Below are 16423 nucleotides of genomic sequence, written 5' to 3' on the forward strand. Positions count from 1 at the left end.
ATCGAAGCCGCCGTCAGGGGCGGCAGCGGTTCACTGGCGAGTGCGGCGCCGCTGTGGTTGCTCGCGCAGTTCCCCGCGCCCCTGACGGGGCCAACCTCAGCTTTTCTCGAAGCGGAAGCCCACGCCCCGCACCGTCGCGATGTACCGCGGATTCGCCGCGTCGTCGCCCAGCTTCTTGCGCAGCCAAGAGATGTGCATGTCCAGGGTCTTGGTGGACGACCACCACGTCGTGTCCCAGACCTCCCGCATCAGCTGATCGCGGGTCACCACACGGCCCGCGTCACGGACCAGGACCCGGAGCAGGTCGAACTCCTTGGCCGTGAGCTGGAGCTCCTCCTCGCCCATCCAGGCGCGGTGCGACTCGACGTCGATCCGCACGCCGTGCGTGGCCGGCGCCTGCTGCGGTTCGGCCGCGCCGCGCCGGAGCAGGGCCCGGACCCGGGCGAGCAGTTCGGCGAGGCGGAAGGGCTTGGTGACGTAGTCGTCGGCGCCCGCGTCGAGGCCGACGACGGTGTCCACCTCGTCGGCGCGGGCGGTCAGGATGAGGATCGGCGCCGTGTGCCCCTCGGCACGGAGGCGGCGGGCCACCTCCAGGCCGTCCATGCCGGGCAGCCCCAGGTCGAGTACGACGAGGTCGACGCTGCTCTGCAGCCCGGCGTCGAGGGCGGTCGGGCCGTCCTCACGCACTTCGACCTCGTACCCCTCCCTGCGCAGGGCACGGGCCAGCGGCTCCGAGATGGACGCGTCGTCCTCGGCGAGCAGTACACGGGTCATGGGGTGATGGTAGACCGCACCGGAGGACCGTCGTGGGGTGATCGCCCGCTGACGGTCGACCCCTGCGGCTATGGGGTGCGATCCTGAGGATCACCTTTAAATGTGGCCCGCTGGTTCCGCCGTAACCTGTGATCCATCTCTCAAGTCCTTCCATATGCCGCACTGTCGTGGCGTATGGTGACCCAACGCCTGATGCACTACTCAAGGACCTTTGGCCCGCTGTGCGGCCTTAGGTCTCTTTTATGTGCGGGCTGGCTTCTGTCAGCCTTGAAAGGAATGACCTGTGGTCGGGCCCTGCGCGTGAAGATGCGCCCAGGGCGTGGATCTCGGAGTCGCCGTACCAGCGCCATCCTCGACACGGAGCGCGAAACTCCCCCCGGGCGTGGGGGCGTGGACGGTACGACCCCGGTGCCGACCGCCCCCCACCGGGCGCGCACACGCTCTTGCCGCGCGTCCCGAACCACGAGGATCGACCCATGGCGTCCAGCCTGACGAAGGACTCCGCCGGTACCCCTGGCACTGAGAAGACCTTCTTCGGCCACCCCCGCGGACTGGCCACACTCTTCATGACCGAGATGTGGGAGCGCTTCTCCTACTACGGCATGCGCGCTCTGCTCGTGCTCTACCTGGTCTCCGGCGGCGCCGACGCGGCTACCGGCAGCCAGGGCGGCGGCCTCGCCTACACCGCGGCGACCGCCACGGCCATCTACTCCGTCTACGTGGCCATGGTCTATCTCATGGCCATGCCCGGGGGCTGGATCGGCGACCGCGTCTGGGGCGCCCGCAAGACCGTGGCCATCGCGAGCATCGTGATCGTCGCCGGTCACGTGTGCCTGGCCCTGCCCAGCTCGGCGATGTTCTTCGTCGGCCTGGCCCTGGTGGCGGTCGGCTCGGGCCTGCTGAAGGCCAACATCTCGACGATGGTCGGCCAGCTCTACAGCGACCCGAAGGACCTCCGCCGCGACGGTGGCTTCACCATCTTCTACATGGGCATCAACCTCGGTGCCTTCGCCGCCCCCTTCGCCATCGGCATTCTCGGCGAGAAGGTCAACTGGCACCTGGGCTTCGGCCTGGCCGCCATCGGTATGGCGCTCGGCGCGATCCAGTTCATGATCGGCTCCCGCCACCTGTCCGCGGAGAGCAGCAAGGTCCCGAACCCGCTGTCCGCCGACGAGAAGCGCGGCGTCATCGTCAAGACGCTGGCGGCCGTCGCCGTGATCGCGGCGTTCTACCTCCTCGTGAGCTTCACCGACGTCTACCGGCTCACCCTCAACTGGGCGCTGCTCCCGATCACCGTGGCCGGTCTGCTGATCCCGATCGCGGTACTGGTCAAGATCAAGCGGGACAAGGAGCTCAACACCGAAGAGCAGACGAAGATGACGGCGTTCATCTGGTTCTTCGTGGCCGCCGCGATCTTCTGGATGATCTTCGACCAGGGCGCGTCGACGCTGTCCCTCTTCGGTGACTCCCACACCTCCCGGGACATCTTCGGCTGGGAGATGCCGAACACCCTGTTCCAGTCGCTGAACCCGGGCTTCATCATGCTGCTCGCCCCGGTCTTCGCCGCCCTCTGGATCGCGCTCGCCCGCCGCAATCGCGAGCCCAGCACCATCGTGAAGTTCTCCTTCGCCCTGGTGATGGCCGGCGCCTCGTTCTTCGTGTTCCTCGTCCCGATGGGCACGGCCACCGGCGACACGAAGGTCACCATGTGGTGGCTGGTGCTGATCTTCCTGATGCACACGGTCGCCGAGCTGTGCCTGTCCCCGGTGGGCCTGTCGCTGACCACGAAGATGGCGCCCGCGAAGTACGCCTCCCAGATGATGGGTGTCTTCTTCCTCGCCGTCACCGCCGGTGACAGCGTGACCGGCATGCTCGCCATCGCCGGGGTCGACCTCAACGGCCGGGGCATGGTCGCCCTGGAGGCCACGGCAGCGGTGCTCGCCGGCTTCTCGGTCTACATGGCCCGCAAGAAGGTCAGCGCGCTCATGGGCGACGTGCGCTGACCCGCACACACCCACGCTCGAACTGAGGGCCGCCGCACCACCCGGTGCGGCGGCCTTTGGTGTTTCTGCGGGTGCCTGGCCGCTTGACAGTGCAGCATCTGGCCATGCGACGTACGTTGCCGACCTTCGCCCTGTGTGTGGCGTTGCTGTCGTCCAGTGCCGCCGTCGAGGCCGCACCCAGACCATTGCCGGGCCAGACCTTCTCCTACGGGGAGCACGCGCGGCAGAACATCACCGTGTACGGCGACCGCTCCGGGCACCCCGCCCTGATGATCCTGCACGGCGGATCCTGGGTGCGGGACACCGACTGGAGCGGGCGGGCGCGGTGGTTCGCGGACCGCGGGTTCACCGTGTACGACACCGACTACCGGCTCGCCTCCGACGCCGCCTGGCCCGCGCAGCGCGACGACGTGCTCGCGGCCCTGCGGTGGATCAAGCGGCGGGGCGGTGGCACACCCGTGGTGCTCGGGTCCTCCGCAGGCGGCCATCTCGCCGTCAGCGCGGGGGCCTACGGCGCGGGGCGCAAGCGGGTACGCGGCGTGGTGGCGCTCTCCCCTGTGGCCTCGCCCTACCGCGCCTGGCAGGACGGCGGGATGCGCGCGGCCTCGCCCCCACAGCGCAAGCTGCGGCTGACGGCGGAGTTGCTCGCGGGGTGCGTGCCGGACCGGGTCTCCGGGCGGTGCTGGAAGAAGTGGGTCGACCTGGGGGCCAAGTCGCACGCCTCCGGCAGGGACGACGCGCCCCTGTACCTCACGCACTCGGCGGCGGACTTCGTCCCGGTCGCCCACTCCACGGACCTCGCGCACGCGCAGAGGACCGCGGGTCTGCGGGACGTTGCGGTGCGTATTGAGCCGGGCACCGCGCACGGGGGCGAACTCCTCAGGGACCCGGCTGTCGCGCAGACCGTACTGCGGTGGCTGCGGCAGCGCGTTTGAGCAGCGTCCAGGGAACGCGCCCCTTAGGGGCGCGGGGAACTGCGCGAGCAACCAAGACCAAGCCGCACCCGCCAGGAGACCGCCGGAGGCAGACGCGTCTGCGGGTCCGTCGTGGCCGGTCGCGCAGTTCCCCGCGCCCCTTACGGGGCTTCGTCAGCGCAAGCTGTTCCTCCGCCTCGGGAGGAACGTGAACACCGCGCCGCCCAGCAGAATCACCGTGCCGGCGACCAGCCCGAGCGCACGCAGCGCGCCGTTGTCGTCGGCGCCGGTCTCGGCGAGGTCACCGCCACCGCCCGCGGCGGAGCCCCCTGCCGAGCCGGAGCCCCCGGCAGACCCTGAACCGCCGGCCGCGCCGCCCGGCTGCGCCGCCGTGTCGATCTCCAGGGAGACCTCCGACTTGGACGGCGTGCAAGTCGTCGTCGTACCGAGCGCCTTGACCGTGAGAACACCCGGCGAGAGCGTCGACTTACCGTCGGCGCCCGGCTTGTACGTGCCGGTCAGGTCAGGGATGGTCATCGGGTCGCCGGACTTGATGGGCTCCTTGTTGGTGGGGCCCTCGACATGCACCGTGCCCTTGTCCGCGCCGCCCAGCTTGACCTCCATCGACGGCTTCACCGAGTCCGCGGGGATGTCGGCGGGGCTGTCCATGACGGACTTCTTGAACTCGACGGTGAGGCCGTAATTCCCGCCGTCCTTCTTGGCGTTGATCTGGACGGGGGACGTGGCGTCCTTGTCGCCGATGGGCGTCTTGCACTTGTAGGGGGTCTGGACTTCCTTGCCGGGGAAGTCGGTCTTGCCGCCGTCGTCGCCTCCGCCACCGGTGGAACCGCCGGTGTCGCCGCCGCCGGTGTCGCCGCCCGTATCGCCACCGGACGTGGACCCGCCCGACGTGGACCCGCCCGACGTACTGCCACCGGAAGTGCTGCCGCCCGAGGCCGTGCCGCCGCCCGAACCGCCGCCGCCCTCCGTCACCTTGATGGTCGCGCCCGCCTTGACCTCTTCCTTCGGCGTGCACTTGGTGTCGGTCGACATCGGCTTGCTGACGTTGATGTTGTACGCGCCCGGGGTGAGCGTGACGTCGCCCGCCTTGGTCAGCTTCAGCTTGCCCTTCATGTCGGACAGGACCATCGGACTGTTCTTCTTGATCGGCGGATTGACCCGCTCGCCCGCCACCGCCAGGTCACCGGTCTGGCCGCCGCCCAGCTTGATGGTGCCGGTCGGCTTCACCGTGTCCTTCTCCAGGTCGAGGACGTCCGGGTTCTTGGACGCGGCCTGCGTCGTCTTCCATACGACCTCGACCTCGTCGCCCACCTTCGCGGTGGCCGGCGCGGTGATCTCCACCTTCGTGGTGCCCTGCACGGGTGGAAGGCCCGAGATCGACGGCGGTATGCACTCCGTCTTGTACGCCACCTCGGCCGCCTGCGCCGGACCCGCGCCCAGCAGGATGCCCGCCCCGCCGAGCAGCAGCGAGACCGAGGCCGCGCCCGCTCTCCGTCGTGTGCTGATCACGTGTTTCCCTTCGTCGTCGGGCTGTTCTCTGACGGTGCGGAGAGCTGTCCGGCTGCGGGTGCGGTCCCGGCGCCGGGGTCTGTGTCAGGGGTGAACCACGGGAGAGTGCCCGTGTTCGTGGCGGTGCCGGTGCCCTTGCCGGGCTCACGGGACGGTTTCGTACGTGGCGTACGGGCCGCCTCGTCCGCCGCGACCGCCCCCTGGGGAAGCCTCAACTTCGGTAGCCGGTCGGTGAGTTCGGCGATCCTGCCGGTGCGGTGCCGTCCGGCCGGGCGGGAGCCGCGGCCGCCCCGGCGGCGGCCCGGCTTGAGCTTGTCCACCACCGCCATGCCGATGCGGAAGACGGCGGCCGGCACGACGACGCAGAGCAGGATCCAGAAGACGGTGACGCCCCACGGGCGGCCGACGCCCCACGGCTGCTCGGCGAGGACCTTGCCGCCGAACTTCAGGGAGACGAGGTAGTTGCCGTGCGCACCGGCCGAGAGCTCGACCGGGAGCTTGATCTGGGCCTTCTTGCCCGGGGCTATCGTGCCGCGCCACTGCTGTTCCTCCCACTGCGGGGCGAACACGCCGTGGGAGGTGCCCACTTGGAAGACCGGGTCCTTGACCGGGGCCGCGCCGACGTTGCCCACGGTGAAGACGAACTTGCGGGACGGCGGGGCGCCGAACCAGGTCAGTACGCCGCTGGAGCCTTCCAGCTGGGTGTCGGTGAGGACGGACAGCTTTCCGCCGCCCTGCTGCTCGGGCAGGGGCTTCACGGGGTGGCCCGCGACCTTGAAGGCGGCGTCCGCCTGCGCCTTGTCCCCCGTCACCGTGGCCACGTGGACCACGCAGGGGCAGGGCTTGGGGGGCTCCGCCACGGGGAGTTTCTTGCTGAAGGCTCCCTTGCCGTCCGTGGTGACGGCGCGGCCCGTGTCGTTGGCGCAGGAGTTCGTGCCGCCGGGCACGCCTTTGCCCGGGGTGGACTGGCCGCAGATCAGCATCATCAGCAGGGCGTTCTTTCGCCACCCCGCGCCCTTGACGGTGATGTCGCCGCCCTTGCCCGCCTCGGCCTTGGAGAGGGTGACAGTGGGTTTCTCGGCGGCGGTGGCCCCCGCCGCCGGGAGCAGCGAGAAGGCCAGGGCCGCCAGCACGGCGGCCCCGGCGATGTACCGCTTGACTGCCCACAACGCGGGCCGCTCGACGTTCACAGTTGCTCGCCCCTTCCCGTGCCCGCTCCCGCCAACTCCAGTTCCGTACCGCTCTGTTCGGGCTCATCCCGTGGTGGCGCCCCGATGACCCCGCGTCTGCGTACGAACCAGACGCCCGCCGCCACGAGGCCGAGCACCCCGGCCCCGGCCCCCGCCACCGCTCCCCACGGCACGAAGCGGGTCGATGCCTTCGCCTTGTCGTGGGCTCCGTCCGCCGCCGTCACCGTGAGCGTGACCTCGACGGAGTCGAGCGCGGGGGCGTCCGTCCACGGTTCCGTCAGGGTGACCCTGCGGCCGGGCAGGAGTTCCACCGGAAGCGTGCGGGGCCCCCGGTCGAGCAGCGGGCCGAAGAGTCCCTCCGCGTGGACCTTGAGCCTGGGGGTCAGGACCGTGTTGCCGCGGTTGACGACGTCGTACGAGATGCGCTCGCCCTCGGCCTTCACGCGCTCGACCGTGAGCGCGGACAGCGTCGGACCGCTCACCCGCAGATGCACGCGGACCCCGGCGTCCCGGCCGCCCTCACGGCCGCTCTCCCTCGCGACGATCGCCCCGGGGTGGTCGCCCGGCACCGCGCTCTCGGGGACGCTCACGCTGAACGGCACCTCGGCGCGGGTGCGCGGCGGCACCTTCACCTTGCGCTCGGCGAAAGTGATCCAGGAGCCGGTGTCCTTCGGCCTGCCCCGCTCCAGCGTGAACGCGCCGCCCTTGGTGTTGTCCGCGTCCGCGCCGCTCAGCTCCACCGTGCGCGGCTTCGACCCCGGATTGGTGACCGTCACCGTGTCCTCCAGGACGGAGCCAGGCGTGCCCTCCACGTAGAAGTAGGGCCGCCCGTCCTTCGCCGGCCGTGTCCCTCCTCCCGCGGAGGGCGCGACGGACCACGCTCCGGAATCGTCGGCGAACACCGGAGTCGCCGGCGCCGCGCCCGTCACCAGTAAGGCCACGACCACGGTGAGAGCACGGGCAACGGACAGCAGCGACGGCATCGGCGGCTCCTGGATCTTCGTACGCTCGGCACGCGTCGAACGCGTCGTACGCGGCGGTCGGACGGGGCGCGCGCGGTCACCGCGTCCCCGCGACGCCGCGCACCGCGCCTAGCGCGACCGGGCCGCCTGGTTCCTGCGGGTCAGCCAGAGCGTGCCTGCCGCGCCCGCGAGCAGCACCGTGCCGCCGAGGGTGCCGAGCGCGATCGCGGAGTCCGCGGGGCCGGTCTGCGGGAGCTCGTCGCCGCCCGAGGGGGCGCTGGCCGAACCGCCCGAGCCGCTGTCGTCACCGGATCCGCCGGAGCCGCCGGTCGTTCCTCCGCCGCCGGAGCCCTTCACGTCCAGCGAGAGCGAGGGCTTGGGGCTGTTGGACGGCGTGCACGTCGTCGTCGTGCCGAGCGCCTTGATGGTCAGGACACCCGCGGTGAAGGTGACGTTGCCGCTCTTCTTCGGCGTGTACGTCCCCGTCAGGTCGCTGATCTTGATGGGGGTGTTGGCGGGGATCGCCTTGTCGTTGGGCGCTCCGGACACCGGCACCGTGCCGCTCTCCGCGCCGCCCAGTTTGATGAGCGCGCTCGGCTTCATCGCGCCCTTGCCCAGCTCCACGGGGCTGGATGAGACGCCCTTCTGGAAGGACATGGTGAGTTTGTAGCCGCTGCCGCTCTTGACGCTCTTGATATCGATCGGCGAGACCGCGCCCTTGTTGCCGATGGGCGTCTTGCACTGGTAGTTGACGTCCTGGACCTCGGCCTGCGCGGCGGGGGCGGCCATCAGCACCGCCGAGCCGCCGGCCAAGGCCGTGGCAAGCGCGAGCGCGGCCCTTCGTTTCTGGTACGACACCTCGAGTTCCCCTCATGCCGGTCGTGGCGTGCCGCGGTGCGGATTTACTGACGGCACATCAGATTGGGCGCTCAAGGTACGCCCGGGGCCTTGCCGAGGGAAGACAAAGAACGCGCCGGATCTTCAGTGATCCGGCGCGCATACGAACCGTGGGTAACCCAAGGGGGAGCTGAGCGGGCCCTACACGGGCGCGCTCAGCTCGGCCCACACCGTCTTGCCCGACACCCCCGGGGTGCGGACGACCCCCCAGTCCAGGCAGAGCCGCTGGACTATGAACATCCCGTGCCCGCCGGGGCGGCCGACGCGGTGCGGGGTACGGGGCGCGGGCTGACCGGCGCCGCGGTCGGACACCTCTATCCGCAGCACCTTGCTGTCGGAGGAGAGCCAGAGCTCGTCGGGGCCCTCGGCGTGCAGGCAGGCATTGGTCACCAGCTCGGACACGACGAGGAGGACGTCCTCCGCGGCCGCCCGCTGATCGGCGCCCGCCGCGGGCAGCCAGCCCCAGGCCTGCAGCGCCTGGCGCGCGAAGTCCCGGGCGAGGGGCACGATGCCGCTCGCGCCGTCGAGGCTCAGCCTGCGGACCTGGCGCCCCTGACGGCCGGTGGCCGCCGAGGCGGCCTGGTCCGCGGGAGCGGCCGCGACAACGGCCTCGTACTCCGGGCCGCGGTCGCCCGGCGAGCAAGGCCGGGTGGTGCTCATCAGCGCTTCACCTCACCGACAAGAGGACTCTGGACAAGGAACTGGACAAGTAGCGGGGCTCCAAGAGGGATCATCGGCTGCTCGGCCGTTCCTGCTGTTGATTTGGCAACGTTTGATTCGCGGACCGCTGTCGACGGATCCAGGGTGTCTCCTGCCCGGCCGAACCGTGAGAACACCCACTTGTTCGACGCGACCCGTGTGACGCTGGTAACGCGGTGATCACATAGAGACAACTGACGCGTAACTGTTGAGTACGCTCCGTCAGCGGGCCGCCCGGTCAGTCGGCCAGCGCCGCCGCGAGCGTCTCGTGGACAGTGAAGACCGCGTCGGCTCCGGTGATCTCGAAGACCCGGGCCACCACCGGCAGCATCCCCGCCAGATGCACCCCACCTCCCGCGGCCTCGGCTTTCAGCCGGGCCCCCAGTAGGACATTGAGTCCGGTGGAGTCCATGAACTCCAGTCGCGAACAGTCGACGACCAGTCGCGAGAAGCCGTCGTCGAGGCAGGCCTCGAGTGGCTCACGCAACAAATCGGCGGTGTGGTGATCCAACTCACCCGCCGGAGTCACGACGGCGCTCCGGCCCTCGGCCCGGACTTCGACCAGAAGTCGGCCCCGATGCGCGCTACCGACTGTCCCGCGGTCCATTCCGTCACTCACTTCCGACCGTCGTGGCTGTTGATGACGCCCCTGAACATTACGCCTTCCACGCGCCCTCGGGTACCCGAACATCCCCCCGGAATCGGACATTTAGGAACACAACGCACTTGCGACCGGCCTGTGGAAACGGGTAGGGGTAGAAGAGACAGTAATCAACACGGACGGCTTTGGAGGCGCCGCACACCGCAGTGCACGTATTGGCATCGGCAGCCATATGCCGAGAACGATGGAGGACACCATGTCACCCCGGCTCGACGAATCGCGCACTGACCGAGCGACGTCGACACTCTCACCTCACGGTATCGAGACCGAGATCCCGGGTCCCCGCACGGAATCCGCGCCGGAAGAACTTCCGGCCCTGACGGCCGTGGCGGAGACCGCGACGGAGACCGTGGCGGAGACGGAAGCCCTCGAAGGGCTCTCCGATCTGCCCGAGATCCCGCCGTTCGACGAGGTGGGCCCGCTGGATGCGAGGGCTCTTTCCAAGACCCTCTTCGAACGCCTCGAATCGCTCGAGGAAGGCACGCACGAGTACGCGTACGTCCGCAACACCCTCGTCGAACTCAACCTCGCCCTGGTCAAGTTCGCCGCCTCCCGGTTCCGCTCCCGCAGCGAGCCCATGGAGGACATCATCCAGGTCGGCACCATCGGCCTGATCAAGGCGATCGACCGCTTCGAGCTCAGCCGAGGCGTCGAGTTCCCCACCTTCGCGATGCCGACCATCGTCGGCGAGATCAAGCGCTTCTTCCGCGACACGAGTTGGTCGGTGCGCGTCCCGCGCCGCCTTCAGGAACTCCGACTGGACCTCGCCAAGGCGGGCGACGAACTCGCCCAGCAATTCGATCGCGCCCCCACGGTGGGCGAGCTCGCCGAGCGCCTGGGCATCTCCAACGACGAGGTCGTCGAAGGCATGGCGGCGTCCAACGCCTACACGGCCAGCTCGCTGGACGCCCAGCCCGAGGAGGACGACTCCGAGGGCGCGCTCGCGGACCGGATCGGCTACGAGGACCACGGGCTCGAAGGCATCGAGTACGTCGAGTCGTTGAAGCCGCTGATCGCCGAACTGCCGCCGCGCGACCGGAAGATCCTCTCGCTCCGCTTCGTCGCCAACATGACGCAGTCGGAGATAGGCGAGGAGCTGGGCATCTCGCAGATGCACGTCTCGCGACTGCTGTCGCGCACTCTCGTCAAGCTCCGCAAGGGATTGACTGTCGACGAGTGAGGTTTCTCGCCGCTCGGCGTTTTTACGGGCTCCTGGACCGCCGCTTCGCGGCGGATCACTCCCACCCACCCACCCGTTTACCCCGCGTCCTGGGGTAGACGGGTGGGTTGTTTCGTTCGCCCCGTCAGCCTGGGGGAGGCGGGTCGTTGTTCTTGGTTCTTGTTCTGGTTCTTGTTTCAAGGTGCGCTACAGCGCCGCCTCCACCGCCGCCTGTGCGTGCAGCCTCGTCGTCGGGAAGACCGGCACCGGGCTGTGCTCCTGCCCGATGAGCAGCTCGATCTCGGTGCAGCCGAGAATCACTCCCTCGGCTCCTTCCCGTACGAGATCGCCGATGACCCTCTGGTACCCAACGCGAGACTCCTCACGCACCCGGAACCAGGACGTCGAGCCCGCGCGCGGCGAGCCGGTCCCGGTAGAAGTCCTGCTCCATGGTGAACGCGGTCCCGAGCAGCCCTACGCGCCCTACGCCGCCCCGCAGCACCGCGTCGGCGGTCGCGTCCGCGAGATGCAGGAGCGGCACGGAGAGGGCCTCCTGGACCTGTTCAGCGACCTTGTGCATGGTGTTGGTGCAGATCAGCACCAGGTCGGCACCGGCCGACTCGACCCCCTTGGCGGCGCGGGCGAGCACAGCACGCAACGGGCGGAGTGCAGCCCGCCGAGACGCTCCCGTACGAGTTCGTTGAGCAGCCGGTAGTACTCGGCGCTCGACTCCCAGCTCATGCCGCCGATGAGGCCGATGGTCTTCATGGGGTCAGGATGCCGCACGGCGCAGGGGTGCGGACAAACGCTTCAGGCGGGCAGTGCCACCCCGTGAATGACCGCCGGACCGTAGTCCACGCCCTCCAGCGCGAGGGCGAGCGCCAGCCGCCGTTCCGCCTGGGACAGGCGCCGTTCGGCGGCGCGGTAGTAGGGGCGGGTGAGAGGGGCGCCGCTGACGTCGATGGGGCCGCCCTCGGTGACTTCGCGCGCGTACGGGCTGCGCGGGAGGCCCCCGGCGCGGGGGCCTGGGCGGGGCCGGGCCCCCGCTGGCCCCGGCGGGGGCGCCTCGGTCGTGACGGGGGCGCGACGGGCGCCTGTGCCGGGCAGGAGCCGGACGAGAAGGCGGGCGAGAAGCTGGGCGAGAGGCCCGCCGGGAAAGCGGTTCGGCACCTAGCCCTCCCCCAACTCGCACCAGACGGTCTTGCTGTCCGGCCCCTGCTCCACGCCCCAGCGCAGCGAGACCGCGTCGAGCAGGGCCAGGCCGCGCCCCGCCTCGTCGTCACCGCCCGCCGGCTCCGGCGGCGACTGCGTCGAAGTTGCCGACGGCCTCCCCGGCGTCGTCCCCGTCCGGGACTCCAAGGTCACGGACGGCCCGACCCTCACGCTCCCCGCTACCGCTTGGGCCCCCTTCGTCACCGCCCTCGCAAAGGGCGAACTGGCCCTCTAAAGGGGCGCAGTGATTACCCGTTGCAGGAAAGTCCCGGCCCGCACCACGCCGCACGGCGCGTCATCGGGACTTTCCTGCAACGGCCAGTTCGGGCCGCACCCGTAGCGGATCCGGGGCCGGCCCCTTTCAGAGCCGGACGCCCCGCTGCCACACCTCACTGACCAGCGGAACCCCCGGCCGGTAAGCCAGGTGGACATGGCTCGGGGCGTCGAGCAAAGCCAGGTCGGCGCGGGCCCCTTCGCGTACGAAACCGACGTCCGTGCGGCGCAGGGCCGCCGCGCCGCCCGCCGTGGCGGACCAGATGGCCTCGTCCGGGGTCATGCCCATGTCCCGTACGGCGAGGGCGATGCAGAAGGGAACGGAGGAAGTGAAGGAGCTGCCCGGGTTGCAGTCCGTGGAGAGGGCGACAGTTGCGCCCGCGTCGAGGATGCGGCGGGCGTCCGGCCACTCGGCTCGGGTGGAGAACTCGGCGCCGGGAAGGAGGGTGGCCACCGTGTCGCTGTTCGCGAGGGCGTCCACGTCCGCGTCCGTGAGGTGCGTGCAGTGGTCCGCCGATGCCGCGTCCAGTTCCACGGCGAGCTGTACGCCGGGGCCGTACGAGAGCTGGTTCGCGTGGATGCGGGGGTGCAGGCCCTTGGCCTTGCCCGCCGTGAGGATCGCGCGGGCCTGGTCGCCGTCGAAGGCGCCCTTCTCGCAGAAGACGTCGATCCAGCGGGCGTGGGGGGCGCAGGCGTCCAGCATCTCGCCGGTGACGAGTTCGACGTACGCGGCCGGGTCCTCCGCGTAGTCCGGGGAGACGATGTGCGCGCCCATGAACGTGACTTCGTCCGTGTGGCGGGCCGCGATGCGGAGCGCTCGGGCCTCGTCCTCGGTGTTGAGGCCGTAGCCCGACTTCGTCTCGAAGGTGGTGGTGCCCTGGCGGAGGGCCTCGCGGAGGTAGTGCGTGAGGTTCGCTTCGAGCGTCGCGTCGGTGGCGGCTCGGGTTGCGGCGACGGTGGTACGGATGCCTCCCGCGGAGTAGGCGCGGCCCGACATGCGGGCGTTGAACTCCTGGGTGCGGTCGCCTGCGAAGACGAGGTGGGAGTGGGAGTCGACGAAGCCGGGGATGGCCGCGCGGCCCTGTGCGTCGTGGGTCGTGTCGGCTGCGGGGGCCTTGGCGGCGGGGCCTGCCCAGGCGATGCGGTCGCCGTCGATGACGACGGCCGCGTCCTTCAGGAGGCCCAGGGGGGTTCCGTCCCCCTGGGAGGGGTCGTTCGTGACGAGGCTGGCGATGTTGGTGATGAGGGTGGTGGGCATGGAGGGCTCCGTGGTGGCTGGGGTTCGAGCGGGTTCTCTTTCCCCGATCCCGCCCCTTCCCGAAAACCCGGCTCCGCCGGGACCGATGGTGGCCGTCATCACCGGCTCCGCCGAGCTCGTCCTCAAACGCCGGACGGGCTGAGAAGACTTCGCCGAGTGGGCGGGCAACTGCCGGGCAATCGGGCGGGCGGGAAAAGCTCGTTCGGTGCGGGCGAAGCTGCCGGGTGATCGGGTGGGTGGGTGGGAAAGGCTCGTTCGGTGCGGGCGAAGCTGCCGGGTGATCGGGTGGGTGGGAGGGAAGGTCCGCGGCGGTGCAGGACCGCTGGCTCAATCTCGCAGCGCGGCGATCGCCTCCGTCAGAGCTGACGGAACGTCGGGGACCAAGGCATGGACCCCGTCCCGTACGACATGGCGGCCCCCCACCACCGTGTGCCGCACGTCCGCCGACGTCGCCGCGAACACCGCCGTCTCCGCCGCGAGGCGAGGCAGCGGGCCCGCCGTGCGGACCGAGTCGAGGGCCACGGTGGCGAAGTCGGCCAGCGCGCCCGCCTCGATGACGCCCGCATCCGGCCAGCCGAGCGCCGCATGCCCGTCCGCCGAAGCCGCCCGCAGCAGCGCCGCCGCCGTCCAGTGGCCCCGGGTGTGCGAGCGCAGGCGCTCGTTCAGCTCCATCGCCCGTGCCTCTTCGAGGATGTCGATCACCGCGTGGCTGTCGCTGCCCAGGGACAGCGGGCTGCCCGCCTGCTGGAGGCGTACCGCCGGGCCGATGCCGTCCGCCAGGTCGCGCTCCGTCGTGGGGCACATGCACGTACCCGTCCCAGTACGGCCGAGCAGGGCGATGTCCTCGTCCGTGAGGTGCGTGTTGTGCACGCCCGTCGTGCGGGGCCCCAGAACCCCGTGGTCCGCCAAGAGGCGCGTAGGCGTACGGCCGTGCACCGCCTGGCACGCCTCGTTCTCCGCCGTCTGCTCGGAGAGGTGTACGTGGAGCGGTGCCCGACGAGCTGAAGCCCATTCCGCCACCACGCCCAACTGCCGTGCGGGCACTGCCCGTACGGAGTGGATCGCCGCGCCCACGCGCGCGTGCTCGCGGTCCTTCAGGGCCGATGCCCTCTCCGCCCACGCCTCCGTCGTGACGTCGGAGAAGCGCAGCTGGTGGCGGTTCGGGGGCTCGCCCCGTGACTCCGTCAGGAGTCCGGACGCCACGTACGCCGTGTCGAGAAGTGTGATGCGGATGCCCGCTTCCGACGCCGCCTCGATCAGCGCCTCGCCCATCGCGTTCGGGTCGGCATAAGCGACACCGCCCGGCGCGTGGTGCAGGTAGTGGAACTCGCCGACCGTGGTGATGCCCGCGAGGGCCATCTCCGCGTACACCGCGCGGGCCAGCGCGTGGTACGTCTCGGGCGTCAGACGGTCCGCCACCGAGTACATGACCTCGCGCCACGTCCAGAACGTGCCGGAGCCGACCTGGACCGTGCCGCGCAGGGCCCGGTGGAAGGCGTGCGAGTGGGCGTTCGCCAGGCCTGGGAGCGTCAGGCCGCGCAGCACCGTCGCGCCGGGCGGCGGCGCTTCGACGTCCTTGCGGACGGCCGTGATGCGGTCGCCCGTCACATCGACCGCGACCCCCGGCTCGACATTCGTGTCCAGCCAGGCATGCTCCAGCCAGTAAGTCTCCGTCGTCACCTGCACGCCAGCCCTTCCAGTACGTCGGCCAGTGCGGTCACCCCGGCCACACAGTCGTCCTCGGCGGCGAACTCGGCCGGGGAGTGCGAGATGCCCGTGGGGTTCCGCACGAACAGCATGGCGGCGGGGATCGATTCGGACAAAATACCCGCGTCGTGTCCGGCGCCCGTTCCCAGGACGGGGACGCTCCTGCCCGTGCCGCCGCCGAGGATCGTGCCCAGTTCGTCCCGCAGGGCGTGCTCGAACTCGACCACCGGCGTGAAGGACTCGCGTACGACGTCGAGGTCGATGCCGTGCCGGTCCGCGTACTCACGGGCCGCCTTCTCGATGCCCGTCACGACCGTGTCGAGGGTGGACTGGTCGGCCGCGCGGGAGTCCAGCCAGCCCCGGACCAGGGACGGGATCGCGTTGACGCCGTTCGGCTCGACCGAGATCTTGCCGAACGTCGCCACCGCGCCCGCCAGTTCGGCTTCCCTGCGTGCGGCGAGGACCGTCTCCGCGTACGTGAGCATCGGGTCGCGGCGGTCCACCAGGCGGGTGGTGCCCGCGTGGTTGGCCTCGCCCCTGAAGTCGAAGCGCCAGCGGCCGTGCGGCCAGATGGCGGACGCGATGCCCACCGGGTCGCCGGAGAGGTCGAGGGCGCGGCCCTGCTCCAGGTGGAGCTCCACGAACGCCCCGATGCGGGCGAGGCGTTCGGGGTCGGGGCCGATGGCCTCCGGGTCGTAACCGGCCGCCTCCATCGCCTGCGGCAGGGTGACTCCGTCGGCGTCCGTCAGCCGCTGGGCGGCATCGACGGTCAGCTTGCCCGCCGTCAGGCGTGAGCCCACGCAGGCCAGGCCGAAGCGGGCGCCCTCTTCGTCGCCGAAGTTGGTGATGGCGAGGGGGCGCCTGAACGCGGCCTTCCTTGCGCGGAGTTCGTCCAGCGCCGCGAAGGCGGAGACGACCCCGAGGGGCCCGTCGAAGGCGCCGCCGTCCGGAACGGAGTCCAGGTGGGAGCCGGTGACGACCGCGTTCCCTTGGCTCGGGTCGCCCAACCATGCCCACTGGTTGCCGTTGCGGTCCAGTTCGTAGGTCAGGCCCCTGCTTTCCGCCTGGGCCTTGAACCAGGCTCGGCAGTCGGTGTCCGCGCCGGTCCAGGCGTAACGGCGGTAGCCCCCGGAGTCGCCGTTCCGCCCGATAGGGCGCAACTCCCGCCACATCTCCTGGAAGGA

The 16423-nt window shown here is 70.6% G+C and carries 17 protein-coding genes and 2 pseudogenes; 4 read left to right on the plus strand and 15 right to left on the minus strand.

All coding sequences use genetic code 11. The features are described 5' to 3' along the window. Nucleotides 1-96: 96 nt before the first annotated feature. Nucleotides 97-774: a response regulator transcription factor gene (locus E5671_RS20530; protein WP_160505424.1), complete on the minus strand. Its 678-nt coding sequence runs from the start codon at nucleotides 772-774 to the stop codon at nucleotides 97-99. 476 nt (nucleotides 775-1250) lie between these two features. Between E5671_RS20530 and E5671_RS20535 the strand changes: the two genes are divergently transcribed. Together E5671_RS20535 and E5671_RS20540 are read left to right on the plus strand one after the other, a co-directional pair. After that, on the plus strand, nucleotides 1251-2777 hold the full coding sequence (locus tag E5671_RS20535) for a peptide MFS transporter (protein ID WP_160505425.1): 1527 nt from the start codon (nucleotides 1251-1253) through the stop codon (nucleotides 2775-2777). 104 nt (nucleotides 2778-2881) lie between these two features. Continuing rightward, nucleotides 2882-3712 carry an alpha/beta hydrolase gene (locus E5671_RS20540; protein WP_160505426.1) on the plus strand — a complete coding sequence of 277 codons (831 nt, stop codon included), beginning with the start codon at nucleotides 2882-2884 and terminating at the stop codon, nucleotides 3710-3712. A 153-nt stretch (nucleotides 3713-3865) separates the two neighbouring features. Here E5671_RS20540 and E5671_RS20545 read toward each other — a convergent pair whose 3' ends face one another. From E5671_RS20545 to E5671_RS20570, 6 genes are all read right to left on the minus strand, one after another. Further along, nucleotides 3866-5218 (minus strand): hypothetical protein, encoded by a 1353-nt coding sequence (locus tag E5671_RS20545; protein WP_336606059.1) that lies wholly within the window; start codon nucleotides 5216-5218, stop codon nucleotides 3866-3868. Then, nucleotides 5218-6411, minus strand: coding sequence for a hypothetical protein (locus E5671_RS20550; protein WP_336605801.1), 1194 nt, complete (start codon nucleotides 6409-6411; stop codon nucleotides 5218-5220). The genes E5671_RS20545 and E5671_RS20550 overlap by 1 nt, the downstream gene beginning before the upstream one ends. Beyond that, complete coding sequence (locus E5671_RS20555) at nucleotides 6408-7394, minus strand: WxL protein peptidoglycan domain-containing protein (protein ID WP_160505427.1); 987 nt, start codon at nucleotides 7392-7394, stop codon at nucleotides 6408-6410. The genes E5671_RS20550 and E5671_RS20555 overlap by 4 nt, the downstream gene beginning before the upstream one ends. 108 nt (nucleotides 7395-7502) lie before the next feature. Next, a complete protein-coding gene (locus tag E5671_RS20560) occupies nucleotides 7503-8231 on the minus strand; it encodes an LPXTG cell wall anchor domain-containing protein (RefSeq protein ID WP_336605802.1) in 729 nt (242 codons plus the stop codon). 180 nt (nucleotides 8232-8411) lie between these two features. Further along, on the minus strand, nucleotides 8412-8930 hold the full coding sequence (locus E5671_RS20565) for an ATP-binding protein (protein WP_160505428.1): 519 nt from the start codon (nucleotides 8928-8930) through the stop codon (nucleotides 8412-8414). A gap of 277 nt (nucleotides 8931-9207) precedes the next feature. Further along, nucleotides 9208-9576 (minus strand): STAS domain-containing protein, encoded by a 369-nt coding sequence (locus E5671_RS20570; RefSeq protein WP_160505429.1) that lies wholly within the window; start codon nucleotides 9574-9576, stop codon nucleotides 9208-9210. 238 nt (nucleotides 9577-9814) lie between these two features. Here E5671_RS20570 and E5671_RS20575 point away from each other — a divergent pair, with 238 nt between their 5' ends. Continuing rightward, nucleotides 9815-10810, plus strand: coding sequence for an RNA polymerase sigma factor SigF (locus tag E5671_RS20575; RefSeq protein WP_160505430.1), 996 nt, complete (start codon nucleotides 9815-9817; stop codon nucleotides 10808-10810). Nucleotides 10811-10996: 186 nt separating this feature from the next. Here the strand turns inward: E5671_RS20575 and E5671_RS47780 are convergent, their stop codons facing one another. From E5671_RS47780 to E5671_RS47795, 5 genes and pseudogenes are all read right to left on the minus strand, one after another. After that, nucleotides 10997-11179 carry an aspartate/glutamate racemase family protein gene (locus E5671_RS47780; protein ID WP_443032663.1) on the minus strand — a complete coding sequence of 61 codons (183 nt, stop codon included), beginning with the start codon at nucleotides 11177-11179 and terminating at the stop codon, nucleotides 10997-10999. Then, nucleotides 11172-11447 (minus strand): aspartate/glutamate racemase family protein, encoded by a 276-nt coding sequence (locus E5671_RS47785; protein ID WP_237330203.1) that lies wholly within the window; start codon nucleotides 11445-11447, stop codon nucleotides 11172-11174. Before E5671_RS47785 ends, E5671_RS47780 begins: the two co-directional genes overlap by 8 nt. Beyond that, nucleotides 11384-11557: a hypothetical protein gene (locus E5671_RS47790; protein ID WP_237330204.1), complete on the minus strand. Its 174-nt coding sequence runs from the start codon at nucleotides 11555-11557 to the stop codon at nucleotides 11384-11386. The genes E5671_RS47785 and E5671_RS47790 overlap by 64 nt, the downstream gene beginning before the upstream one ends. A 42-nt stretch (nucleotides 11558-11599) precedes the next feature. Further along, nucleotides 11600-11959 carry a hypothetical protein gene (locus E5671_RS20585; RefSeq protein ID WP_160505431.1) on the minus strand — a complete coding sequence of 120 codons (360 nt, stop codon included), beginning with the start codon at nucleotides 11957-11959 and terminating at the stop codon, nucleotides 11600-11602. Beyond that, nucleotides 11960-12079, minus strand: a pseudogene (locus tag E5671_RS47795) (ATP-binding protein); the annotation flags it as partial. A 46-nt stretch (nucleotides 12080-12125) separates the two neighbouring features. On the opposite strand from E5671_RS47795, the pseudogene E5671_RS47800 reads away from it, so the two are divergent. Continuing rightward, nucleotides 12126-12236, plus strand: a pseudogene (locus tag E5671_RS47800) (DUF397 domain-containing protein); the annotation flags it as partial. Between the two features lie 126 nt (nucleotides 12237-12362). Here E5671_RS47800 and hutI read toward each other — a convergent pair. From hutI to E5671_RS20605, 3 genes are all read right to left on the minus strand, one after another. Continuing rightward, nucleotides 12363-13532: an imidazolonepropionase gene (gene hutI, locus E5671_RS20595; RefSeq protein WP_202121195.1), complete on the minus strand. Its 1170-nt coding sequence runs from the start codon at nucleotides 13530-13532 to the stop codon at nucleotides 12363-12365. Nucleotides 13533-13859: 327 nt separating this feature from the next. Further along, nucleotides 13860-15212 (minus strand): formimidoylglutamate deiminase, encoded by a 1353-nt coding sequence (locus E5671_RS20600; protein ID WP_160505433.1) that lies wholly within the window; start codon nucleotides 15210-15212, stop codon nucleotides 13860-13862. Beyond that, nucleotides 15209-16411: an allantoate amidohydrolase gene (locus tag E5671_RS20605; protein WP_160510309.1), complete on the minus strand. Its 1203-nt coding sequence runs from the start codon at nucleotides 16409-16411 to the stop codon at nucleotides 15209-15211. Before E5671_RS20605 ends, E5671_RS20600 begins: the two co-directional genes overlap by 4 nt. Between the last annotated feature and the right edge of the window lie 12 nt (nucleotides 16412-16423).

This window comes from Streptomyces sp. BA2 (assembly GCF_009769735.1).
In the GTDB taxonomy this organism is placed as follows: domain Bacteria; phylum Actinomycetota; class Actinomycetes; order Streptomycetales; family Streptomycetaceae; genus Streptomyces.